The 12118-nt window shown below is 41.3% G+C and carries 9 protein-coding genes; 4 read left to right on the forward strand and 5 right to left on the reverse strand.

From position 1 onward, the window contains the following. The first annotated feature begins 45 nt into the window (after window positions 1-45). The 3 genes from ade (at window position 46) to BM291_RS15260 (ending at window position 4631) form a co-directional block, all read left to right on the forward strand. Entirely contained in the window at window positions 46-1710 is a 1665-nt protein-coding gene (gene ade / locus BM291_RS15250) for an adenine deaminase (protein WP_092898963.1), read from the forward strand. Window positions 1711-1765: 55 nt separating this feature from the next. After that, the gene (locus BM291_RS15255) at window positions 1766-2059 is read left to right on the forward strand and encodes a hypothetical protein (RefSeq protein ID WP_092898965.1); all 294 of its coding nucleotides are present in this window, start codon (window positions 1766-1768) and stop codon (window positions 2057-2059) included. A gap of 139 nt (window positions 2060-2198) precedes the next feature. Continuing rightward, complete coding sequence (locus BM291_RS15260; protein WP_175499723.1) at window positions 2199-4631, forward strand: TonB-dependent receptor plug domain-containing protein; 2433 nt, start codon at window positions 2199-2201, stop codon at window positions 4629-4631. Between the two features lie 48 nt (window positions 4632-4679). On the opposite strand, the gene BM291_RS15265 is transcribed toward BM291_RS15260, so the two are convergent. After that, window positions 4680-6260, reverse strand: a complete 1581-nt coding sequence (locus tag BM291_RS15265; RefSeq protein WP_092898969.1) for a peptide chain release factor 3 — start codon at window positions 6258-6260, stop codon at window positions 4680-4682. Window positions 6261-6482: 222 nt separating this feature from the next. Then, window positions 6483-7718, reverse strand: coding sequence for a sensor histidine kinase (locus BM291_RS15270; RefSeq protein ID WP_092898971.1), 1236 nt, complete (start codon window positions 7716-7718; stop codon window positions 6483-6485). Window positions 7719-7955: 237 nt separating this feature from the next. Between BM291_RS15270 and BM291_RS15275 the strand changes: the two genes are divergently transcribed. Next, window positions 7956-8426 (forward strand): Dps family protein, encoded by a 471-nt coding sequence (locus tag BM291_RS15275; RefSeq protein WP_092898973.1) that lies wholly within the window; start codon window positions 7956-7958, stop codon window positions 8424-8426. A 57-nt stretch (window positions 8427-8483) separates the two neighbouring features. Here BM291_RS15275 and BM291_RS15280 read toward each other — a convergent pair whose 3' ends face one another. The 3 genes from BM291_RS15280 to BM291_RS15290 form a co-directional block, all read right to left on the reverse strand. Continuing rightward, window positions 8484-9776 carry an OmpA family protein gene (locus BM291_RS15280; RefSeq protein WP_092898975.1) on the reverse strand — a complete coding sequence of 431 codons (1293 nt, stop codon included), beginning with the start codon at window positions 9774-9776 and terminating at the stop codon, window positions 8484-8486. Window positions 9777-9890: 114 nt separating this feature from the next. Continuing rightward, window positions 9891-11405 carry a flotillin family protein gene (locus tag BM291_RS15285; protein ID WP_092898977.1) on the reverse strand — a complete coding sequence of 505 codons (1515 nt, stop codon included), beginning with the start codon at window positions 11403-11405 and terminating at the stop codon, window positions 9891-9893. Between the two features lie 12 nt (window positions 11406-11417). After that, entirely contained in the window at window positions 11418-11984 is a 567-nt protein-coding gene (locus BM291_RS15290) for an NfeD family protein (protein ID WP_092898979.1), read from the reverse strand. Window positions 11985-12118 lie beyond the last annotated feature (134 nt).

Below are 12118 nucleotides of genomic sequence, written 5' to 3' on the forward strand. Positions count from 1 at the left end.
ATCTCTTATACAGATTCTCTCCAATTAATTTCACCCTACATTTTTATGCAGATCCAAGGTCAATTCGTAGATATCCCAAATCGTGAAATCTATGCTGTTTCTATCAATATCCTAAATGGGGAAATTGCCAAACTGACAAAAATCGAATCGGATACTTCTTTGCCCTATTTGATGCCAGGCTTTATCGATGCGCATGTGCATGTGGAAAGCTCCATGCTTGTCCCTTCAGAATTCGCAAGACTTGCCGTAGTTCATGGTACCGTGGCAACAGTCTCCGATCCACACGAGATCGCCAATGTCTGCGGAATGGAAGGCGTGGAATACATGATAGAAAACGGAAAGCAGGTTCCTTTCAAGTTCTACTTCGGCGCTCCTTCTTGTGTACCAGCCACTCCTTTCGAGACGGCAGGTGGTGAAATCAATGCTCAGGACATAGAAAACCTAATGTCTCGCCCCGAGATTCATTACTTAGCAGAAATGATGAACTGGCCCGGGACGGTAAATCGGGATGAGCTGGTGATGGAGAAAATCCGAATCTCAAAGAAATACGGCAAACCCATCGATGGACATGCGCCAGGACTAAAAGGAGAACTGGCAGAGAAATACGTCAGTGCTGGCCCAAGCACCGATCATGAGTGTTTCACGGCTGAGGAAGCCTTAGGGAAATTAAAGCTGGGAATGAAAATCGCTATCCGAGAAGGTTCGGCTGCCAAAAACTTCGAAGCACTCATCGACCTGATCGATCAATACCCTGAGATGATCATGTTTTGTTCAGATGACAAGCATCCAGATAATCTAGCTATTTCTCATATCAATGACCTGGCAGCCAGAGCAGTCGAAAAAGGAAAGGATATCTTCAATGTGCTTCAGGCGGCCTGTCTAAATCCCATCGCTCACTATGCGATGAATGTTGGACAACTAAGAGAAGGAGACCCAGCAGACTTTATTCTTGTAAAAGACTTGAAAAATTTTCAGGTCATTAGTACCTATATAGATGGAGAGAAAGTAGCTGAGAATGGGGAAACGCTGATTCAGCCAATCACAAACGAGATCATCAACAATTTTAATACTTCACTCAAGAAGCCTGAAGACTTCCAGATCACAGCCAATGGAAATAAAGTCAGAGTCATCGAAGCCTTAGACGGACAATTGATCACGCCGGAAATCTCCGGTGAAATCCTCATCAAAAATGGTTTCGCAGAATCGAATCCAGATGAGGACATCTTGAAAATCACTGTGGTCAATCGCTACGAAGATGCTCCTCCAGCAGTGGCTTTTATTAAAAACTTTGGATTGAAAACCGGAGCAATCGCTTCCTCAGTTGGACACGACTCACATAATATCATAGCAGTCGGCATCGATGATGAATCCATTTGCAAAGCAGTCAATCTGATCATCGCTGCTAAAGGTGGAGTTTCTGCGGTCTCTGGAAATCAGGAAGAAATACTTCCACTTCCGGTTGGAGGAATTATGTCTGCTTCGGATGGATACGAAGTAGCTGCCGCCTACACGAATATCGATAGACTAGCCAAAGAAATAGGAGCTACGCTTAACTCTCCCTTTATGACGCTAAGCTTTATGGCTTTGCTAGTCATTCCTGACCTGAAGCTAAGTGATAAGGGCTTGTTTAATGGACAAAGGTTTGAGTTTGAAGAGGTGTTTTTGGAAAGTCAGAAGACGGGAGACAGAAGTAACCAAAACCTCGAGTGACGCTTATTCTAAGACACTCCTTTTACTTTTTACTAAAAAAATCATTCATTCAATCATGAAAGATCCAGACATTACCATTTTATCTCAAATCCAAAAAGCCCATTCCATTGGAAGTGTAGTGACTCTGATTTCTTTTGCATTAAATGTATTTGCAAGTAGAATAAAGGAGCTAGAGTTTCTAATCATTCCATTGATCATCATCGTTTCATTGACGATTATAGCCTCGGCTTACTTCCTTTTTCAGAGTGTAAAGCATAAGGAAGGAATAGAGAAACCAGTCAAGAATAATACTGCTTTCATTTTCAGGATAGGGATAAACCTTGTGTTGCTTGCGCTTATGTTACTTTGAAAAGTGGAATTATATCCATAAGTAATTGCTATACACCAATTAAAATAAGGCTTACTGTTTATCAAAATCATACAAACTAATACTCTAGATTATTCTTAAATATTTATCTTACTTAAGAACTAAATTAAAGATGAGGATTTTGATAAAACCAAAAAAAACAAAGTACCGCCTCGGAACACTGTTTGGGTTTATTGCCCTAGTCCTTATTTCCTTCTCTCCAGCTACTGATCCTTTAGATAGAATCATTTCTTCCTTTGAGAAATATCTCGCTGAAAGTCCCCAAGAGAAAGTTTATATCCATATAGACAGAGATGACTATGCCGCTGGGGAAACTATTTGGCTTAAAGCTTACCTGACCGCTGGTCCATACCACGAAGCTTCTTTACTCAGCAACACTATTTATGTAGAGTTGATCAATAGTTCCGGTGAAGTTATACAGCAGCATCAGCTTTTTTCTCCAGAGGGTTTTGCCGCAGGTCAGGTAGAATTAGATGAATCACTTCCCTCAGGAAACTACCTAGTTCGCTCCTATACCAATTGGATGCGGAATGCCGATGCAGCTTATTTTTTTCATAAACAGATAAAAATCTGGAATACCCAAGACCCCATCAATAATGTGTTAAGTGATGAAGCCATAGCTCTTCAGTTTTTTCCCGAAGGAGGTAATTTAGTCAATGGGATCATGAGTAAAGTAGGCTTCAAAGCTATCGGAAAGGACGGATTGGGTAAATTGGTGAAAGGAAAAGTCCTTGAAGACGAACAGGAAGTTGCTACGTTTGAAAGCAATAAATTGGGTATGGGTGTTTTTGCCTTGATGCCCAAAGAAGGGAAGAAATACACAGCATTATTAGAGAATAGCGATGAAATAGTACCGCTGCCAAAAGCCCTTGATTCAGGAATAATTCTCTCTGTGACGAATTCGCCTACTACAGCAGATATCCTCGTGAAGGTTCAAGCTTCAGAGAATTCCAACCTTCAAACTGTCTATCTTTTGGCGCAAACACGTGGAATAGTCTGTGCATCTAGCCAAGCTGATCTATCAAAAAATGTTAGCTTTATCCGTATCCCAAAGAAAGAATTCCCATCTGGGATCGCTCAAATAACCGTTTTGGATGAAACAGGAAATCCCTTGGCTGAGCGGCTAGTTTTCATAGATCATCAGGATCAGATGACGATCACAGCTTCCATGAACAAATCTATTTATAGGCCAAGAGAACAAGTTCAGGTTGATATCGAAGTAAAGGATAAAGAAGGAAAGCCAATGGAGGCCAACTTGTCAATGACTATTTTCGATGGCGGACAGGTAGCTGTGGATGTAAACAAGGAAACAATACAATCGAACCTTTTGCTTTCGTCCGAACTGAAAGGGCATATCGAATCACCCGGATACTATTTTAATCCCAGCAATCAGAATCGGGAAAAAGACCTGGATATCCTCATGCTCACACAAGGCTGGAGAAAATTCACGATCAAACAGGCATTGAGCGAAAATGCGCTAGATCCTATTTATAGAGTTGAAAGAGGTTTGTCGATCAGAGGAGTTCTTACTGACTCTAAGAATAATCAGCCTTTAGAAGAAGGAACGGTTTCTTACCTGTCTTTATTTCCGATTGCTGAATCAAAAACAGCCACAAGCAACTCAACTGGCGAATTTGAAATACACGATCTTATCTTTTTTGACTCAACTAAAGTAATCTTACAAGGGAATTCGCGCAACAGAAAATCCGCTACTATTTTTATAGATAGATCCTACCATTCCCCTAGTCTAGCCTATCACATCCCTTCTACACCTATTCGACCTGGCGATTTAGAGCAGAGTTTCATAACAAAAGCTACCGAGCGTACAGCGATTGAAAAAGCATTTGACTTTGATAACTCAGAACTGGCTCTTGAGGGAGTTGAGGTGAAGGGAAAAAGAATTGATGCTCCTTCCCCAATTTCAAGTACTTATGGCGCTGGAACTGTTCAGATGCAAGTGGCAGGCAACATTGGACTTGAAAACCAACAGCACCCCCTAGATCTCGTCAAAGGAAGGGTATCTGGTGTTCAAATAACAGGCACTGGACCAAGTTCCAAGATTCTAATTCAGGGTGTAGGTTCCATCAACAGCAGTATGGAGCCTTTGATTTTGCTGAATGATTTCCCCATCAAACTGGAGAGTTTACAAACTTTACCCGTTCACGAAATTCAAAATTATACCGTATGGAAAGGCCCTGACACTGCAATATTTGGTGCAAGAGGAGCAAATGGTGTGATAGGATTCTATACCAAAAAGGAAATTGGAGGCGCAATCGCAGCAAGTGAAAAAGATGAAAGACCTCCAGTAATAGGCTATCAGATTGCAAAAGAGTTTTATTCCCCAAAGTACCCTCTACAAGAACTTAATCAGGCAAAACCAGATCGGCGTGCAACTCTCCTGTGGGCTCCGAATATTCAATCAGATTCACTTGGAAAAGCATCCGTTTCCTTCTTCAATTCTGATGCCGAGAATGTGATTTATGGAGAGATTGAGGGTATTAGCAGCGGCGGTAAGCCTGGGATTTTAAGATTTAGCTACACTATTGAAAAATAGGTATATAAGTAAAAACCCTTCAGATTTTAAAATCTGGAGGGTTTTCCATCAAATATCCGAAGTAAAATGGAATTCTATATCAGGGTAATTATCCATTACCATCTGAAGCCAGGCTTTTGACTCGGCCATAAAGACCAGCTTACCGTCTTTATCATGGGCAATGTGACGGTTTTTGGAGCGGACAAATTCTTCCAGCTGATTTTTATCCTTACTGGTGATCCAGCAGGCTTTATACAGGTTCATAGGATGAAACTCAACCGTGGCATTGTATTCGTTTTTCAGACGGAACTGGATTACTTCAAATTGAAGTTGACCGACAGTTCCGACTACTTTTCTCGAACCCATATCAAAGGTGAACATCTGTGCTACTCCTTCTTCCATGAGTTGCTTCAAGCCTTTTTCGAGTTGCTTGGTCTTCATCGCATCCTTATTCACCACTTCACGGAAAATCTCCGGAGAGAAACTCGGAATACCTACAAACTGCATGTCTTCGCCATCCGTCAGCGTATCGCCAATCTTTAGATTCCCTGTATCATAAAGACCTACTATATCTCCTGGAAATGCCTCATCGACCATTTCCTTGTCCTGCGCCATAAACTGCGTCACATTGGAAAAGCGCAATGGCTTTGGCCCACGCACGTGATTGTAAGGCTTATTTCGCTCAAATGTACCTGAGCATATTCTCAAGAAAGCAATTCTATTTCGGTGATTCGGATCCATATTGGCGTGGATCTTAAATATAAAACCTGAAAATTTCTTCTCATCCGGCTTCACTTCACGATCTTCCGTTCTACGGCTTTTAGGTGCCGGAGCTATTTTGATAAAAGTATCTAGCATCTCGTTGATACCGAAGTTATTTACTGCTGAACCAAAGAATACCGGCGCTACTTTTCCCTCCAAATACTCTGTAGGATCGAAATCAGGATATACTCCATTAATCAACTCCACATCTTCTCGAAGTTGCTTGGCAAAGTTACTCCCAATTAGCCCATCCAATTCTGGGTCATTCACATCTTCAAATGACTGACGTACATCACTTAGCTTTCGCTGAGAGGGAGTAAATAGATTCAGCTTTTGATCGTATAAATTGTAAACACCCTTGAAGCTTTTGCCCATACCTATAGGCCAAGAAAGCGGACGGCATTGAATATTTAGCTTTTGCTCCACTTCTTCGATCAACTCGTACGGATCACGACCTTCTCTATCGAGTTTGTTGATAAAGCAGATCACTGGAGTATTTCTCATCCGGCAAACTTCCATGAGTTTCTCCGTCTGAATCTCCACACCTTTTACGCAGTCAATCACCATAATTACTGAATCGACCGCAGTCAATGTACGGTAGGTATCTTCTGCAAAGTCCTGGTGACCGGGAGTATCGAGCAAGTTGATTTTGATGTCCTTGTATTCAAATCCCATAACAGAAGTCGCCACAGAGATACCTCTTTGCTTCTCTATCGCCATCCAATCTGACTTGGTTCCCGTATCGATTTTATTCGACTTCACGGCACCGGCAGTCTGTATCGCACCACCAAAAAGCAACAACTTCTCAGTTAGCGTGGTCTTACCCGCATCAGGGTGAGCAATAATGGCAAAGGTTCTACGCTTCTGGATTTCTTCTTTCAAACTCATGGGAGACATCAAATTAAGGGTGCAAAGGTAGGGAAAAAAGCCTGAAGGGAATTTAAAATTGAAGAATTGAAAATTGAGATTTCTGTGCTGCCCCCTTCATCATTGTATATTCTTCATTCGACATTCATCATTGAATAAGCGAAAGGGTTTACTGTAGGAAGTAATGACTGAAGTCCAAATTGCCCTCGTAAATCGTAATTCAAAATTCGTAAATACAACGAGTTAATATTCCAAGATTCCTTCTGTAATAAACTGTGATGCTCCCTCGTGACTTCCATGGAGCAGAATCCGGAAGGTAGTTCCTTTGCCTACTTCGGAATGTTTGACGAAGATTTTACCTCCGTGATAACCTTCCACAATTCTTTTGGCGAGAGTCAGCCCAAGTCCCCAGCCTCTTTGCCGAGTGGAAAATCCAGGATTGAAAACACGGCGGTACATGCGCTTTTCCATTCCTTTGCCCGTATCTGTGATGTCAATGATCACAAATTTGTCGCTGTCCTGAAGTATTTCAATGTCAATTTTCCCTTTACCCTTCATCGCATCCACGGCATTTTTGCAAATGTTCTCGATCACCCATTCAAAAAGTGGCTTATTCATCATCGCATCCAGATCCTTGGCATCTGCATAAATATTCATTTCCACTTTAGTAGAAATCCTCGGACGGAGGTAATTAATAGTGTCTTCTATCGTCTCAAATACATTTCCTGATTGGATCACTGGTTTGGATCCTATGCTACTAAATCGCTCCGTCACCATCCTCAACTTCACCACATCCTTGTCCATTTCGGTGATGATTTCTTTGTTTTCATCCCAGACGGGTGAATTGCGCAGGTAATCTATCCAAGCCATCAATGAGGCAATCGGGGTTCCAAGCTGATGAGCTGTTTCCTTGGTCAGTCCAGCCCACACTCGATTTTGCTCTGCAATTTTGCTTTGGTTGAAAAGCGCATAGGCCAGTACTCCAAAAATCAAAATAACTCCCAACTGTACGTAGGGGTAGTATTTTAAATTAATCAGTAATTCTGAGTTCCTATAAAAAATCTGAATATCCGCTTCAGGAAGTAAGATAGGCTCGTATTCAGCACGCATCTCAGCCAGCTCCTTTTTCAACGTTTCTACAGAATCCTCAGCACTTGCATTATTCTTAAAAGGGATATTTCTGAATTCGATGGGATTTTCAGTATCATCCACCATGATGATAGGTATGGAATAATTCTGTTGGATAATTTCCTGATTGATAAAAGTCAGATTTTCCATCGTGGTAGCCGCATATTCCAAGGCGCTGGAAAGCAGTTCTATTTGACGCCTTTCGCGCTCCCGCAATTCCTCCACCAAACTATTTGTATACCAGATTGAACCTGCTCCTATGAATAAGGATGCAGCAACAACAATCCATTTGACCTGCTTCTTGTTGGTGTAAAAGTCTAAGGAGGTAAGGTCTTGAAATCTTTTTTTCATTAATCGAACTTGATTACTATCGTTACTAACTTCCTAATCACATAGATAGTATGACTTGGAGATAGATTTTATCAGTTGGGAAGGCGTAGGCCTATTGAGTAAATTTATACTTTAATTCAAGTAGAGAAAATTAAACAACTTAAATATGAAATCGAGCATCCCTCGGGCGTCACACACCGGGATAATTAAATTGCATGCGAGATTCCATATGACAATTGAAAAACAAACAATAAACATATGAAAACGAACGACATCGGATTAGAAATCAAAGAAAGTAAGGTTTTAGTAGAAAAGCTTAATGACTTGCTTGCTAATTATCAGGTTTACTATCAGAATTTGAGAAATTTTCATTGGAATGTATCAGGCCCGAATTTCTTTGAACTTCACGCTAAATTCGAAGAACTTTACAATGCTGCTAATTTAGCTGTGGATGAAACTGCGGAACGCATCTTGACCTTGGGAGCCAGACCTCTTTCTTCCTATCAAGAATATATAGAAACAGCTACTATAAAGGAAGCAAAAGAGATCCAAGAGCCTACCAAAATGGTGGAGACGGTGAAAAGTAATTTGAACACCTTATTACAATTAGAAAGAGAAACGCTGGAAGCCGCAGAATCTTCGAATGACGAAGGAACTGCCTCGTTGATGAGTGATTACATCACTGCAAAGGAAAAGGTAGTTTGGATGCTTTCTGCATACCTTAGATAAAATACAAAAACCCGGCTCCATAAGGAACCGGGTTTTTCATTTAAGGTTATAAAAACCTTATTTCACTTCGAAGCTAGCTCTTCTAGCCAATTGTCTTGCGTCAGCAGAGGTTTTATCCACGCTAGTATCTTCACCATAGCCTTTGTAAGAAAGCCTTGAAGCATCAACACCGGAAGCTACGAGAACATCATATACTGACTTAGCTCTTTTTTCTGAAAGCTTCCTATTGTAATCTTCAGGCCCCAATTCGTCTGCATATCCTTTGATCTCGACACGTACTCCTGGGTTCTTTTTCAAGAAGTTTGACACATAGTTAGCAGCGCTAATAGAGTATCCAAGTGGCTTGGCACTATCGAATGCATAATACACATTTACATATCCATCATTAATAGCTTTCCTGAAGAAGTCAATTTGCTCTGTCACTTCTTCTACCGGACATCCGTTTGTCGATGATGGACCAGGAAGGAATGGGCATTTGTCAACGTGATCTGGAGTACCATCTCCGTCAGAATCCATCGTTGAGCCATGCGAATCTACTCTAGCTCCCGCAGGAGTATTAGGTTCTTTGTCCAAGTAATCAGGAATGCCATCACCATCAGAATCTTTCAACATGTCTTTGATGCCATTGATCTGCGTGGCCAGCTCTTCCTTAGTAGCATATTTATCTGCAGCTATATACCAATCAGCATGCTCTTCATTTTTACCTAAATAGAAGTTAAGACCAAGAGTTCCTGTCCACCAAGTGGCAGGTGCATGAACTAGTGGATTGGTATTAGGCTGTGCGGGCTGCACGTCGGCGTTGTACTGATTCCCATCCAAAGTATAAGTCTGTCTGCCATTTAGAATCATGGAAATATCACCTGTAAGCGCCACTCGACGACCTAACTTTAATTGACCAGTCACACCTGTAATGAAGTTATAAACGTAATCAGGCTCAGTGTTGAGGACCGTATACTCGTAGCTAACTCTTCCAGCTCCTGCTCCAAAATGGCTAAGAAGTCCAATATTTCTAGAAAAAGATTCAAAATTCATGATCCTACCAATGTTGGCAACACCCTGCAGATCCGCTCTAAAATAGTTAGTGGTAAAGGATGGACTGTGACCTTTAGCCTCCGAAAATGAACCGAACCCTATGTCTCCTTTGAAACCAAATTTCTCATTAAGCATGTAGCGCACGCCGAAATCTAGGTGCCCAACATTTAAAGTAGGCGTAAGGAAACCCGGAGTGAGGGGAGCCATGGCTTTGTTGAAACCGGCATTTGTTTCTAGAGACCAGTGATTAAACTCATTTTGGGCCAGAACAAGATTCGTAAGTACCAAAAGAACAAGGGTGAGGAATTGTTTTTTCATTATAGGATGAAGGTGATTAGAATGACTGAGCAAAACTACACAAAATCCATGCTCGATGAGAGCTAAGCTTAAGCACAAAAAAGCCCGAAAATTCGGGCTTTCATTTATTGTAGGTTATTCCTTTTCAGGTTTTGGTTCTTCTTTCGCTTTAGTAGGCTCATTTAGATCTTCTCCTTTCAAGTAAGTAGGGAGATTTAACCCCGCCATATTAAAGAGATCATTGAGAGGTGGGACAGTCTTCATCATACCAGAAACAAAATTGGCTGTGGAGCCATTCCCGTTTTCATTATTTCCTGAATCCCAAACAGTAATCTTATCGATTTTGATGTTTTTCACTGCTTCCACCTGAGTTCTGACTAACTCCGGAAGTTTCTCAATTAAAAGTAATTGGAATGCTTTGGTAGGATCTCCACCTGCCGCACTTACTACCTCACGATAACCTTCTGCTTGCTTTGTCAATATTTCATAAAGGCCCTTCGCCTCAGCTTCCATTTTTGCAAAGATAGCGTCAGCCTCGCCTTTTGCTTGTTCTCTGATTCGCTCAGCCTCTGCTTGAGCATCTATGATTGCCCGTTGCTTAGCGATTTGGGCAGGTATCACCACATTGGCATGCTGAGTAGATCGCTCACGCTCAGCTCTAGCATCTTCAGCTTTTTGCTCAGCCACATAAGACTCTTCGAGTGCTCTTGCACTTTGGACTTTCTCTGATGCTAAGGCAGTTCTTAAGGCTTCCGCTTCTTTTTCTCTTCTCAGTGCATCAGATTGTGCAATTGAGATTTTAGCCTCATTCTCTCCTTTGATAGCAATAGCATTCGCTTCCGAGGTTTTCACCCGAGTATCTCTTTGCGCTTCAGCTTTACCTATGCTCTCGTCTTTTGCTGCTTCCGCTATGCTGACTTCCCGGTTTTTATGGGTTATAGCTATTTTCACATCACGGTCACGCTGGGTATCGGCTATCTGAACGTCCTTTTCCCGATCAGCAAGTGCTTTACCAGTTTCACCTATTTTCTCCTGCTCAGCCACAGAGATTTTTGCCTCGTTGATTGCTTTAGCAGCAGCTTCTTTTCCAAGCGCCTCTATATAACCTGACTCATCCTTGATATCCGTTACGTTTACGTTTATCAGTTTCAAGCCGATTTTCTTCAATTCGCTGTCTACATTTTTAGAAATACTCTCCAGAAATTTATCACGATCAGAGTTGATTTCCTCAATAGTCATCGTAGCAATCACCAAACGCAACTGACCAAAAAGAATGTCTTTTGAAAGCTCTTGGATTTGCTCATGAGCCAAGCCAAGCAAACGCTCGGCAGCGGTATTCATCGTATCCGTATCGGTAGAAATAGCAATGGTAAATCTACAAGGAACGTCTACCCGAATATTTTGACGGCTTAGTGCATTAGTCAAATTGGCTTCAATAGAAATAGGCTTTAAGTCCAGATAAGCATAATCCTGAATCACTGGCCAGATAAAAGCTCCACCACCATGAATACATCTTGCCGAAGTACCACCGGTTTTACCATAAACGACGAGGATTTTATCTGAAGGGCAGCGTTTGTATCGGGAGACAAGTGCCAGAATAGTCACAAAGGTGACGATCGTCGCGACGACGATGAGAATTAAAGGATCCATAAAAGAATTAAGTTAAAGCTTTTCTACGATGAGGATATTACCACTTTCTACACGTTTGATTTTAACGGTGGCGTTTGTTTCTATTTTATCTTGTTCAGTCATTGCATCGATCTCACGGACAGAACCATTCAGGCTCACCATGATTTTACCTTTTCCCTGCATTCTGCCAGGGATAGCTAAGTAAACGTCCGCGATTTTGTCCAATGTTTTTTCTAAGCGAAAAGTATTGTCTTCTCCCAGCTTTTGAATCTGTTTGATGATTAGAAAAAAGAAGTAAACAAAAGCAAAACCTACTGCTAGACTAATGAATATGAGTAATTTGGAATTTGGAATAAGCTTATAAAATGAGATTCCCGTCCAGCTAAAACCAAGTAAGAAATTGATCAAATTTCTTAGAGAAAACATCTGAAATGGAGCTTCAGCCCCATCTAGGTCACCATCGAAATCAGCTTCTAAACCATCCGAGCCGCCTCCACCCACAAACGTCAAAATCGTCTGTAACACGAAAATCAAGGAAACAGGTATCGCGATATACCAGAATATCTTGAGTTGAGGGTCTAATCCATTTAAGAATTCCATGACACTTGAAGTTTAGATTTGATTCAACACCACTTTGTTTCTTTCAATGGTTGAATTAACTCTAATTATATCGAAAAATCTCCTAATTCCGCCGTTTGGGGAAGGTTTATTTTAAAGGAAGATCTCGTAAAAAA

This window comes from Algoriphagus aquimarinus, assembly GCF_900112005.1.
Taxonomy (GTDB): Bacteria; Bacteroidota; Bacteroidia; order Cytophagales; family Cyclobacteriaceae; genus Algoriphagus; species Algoriphagus aquimarinus.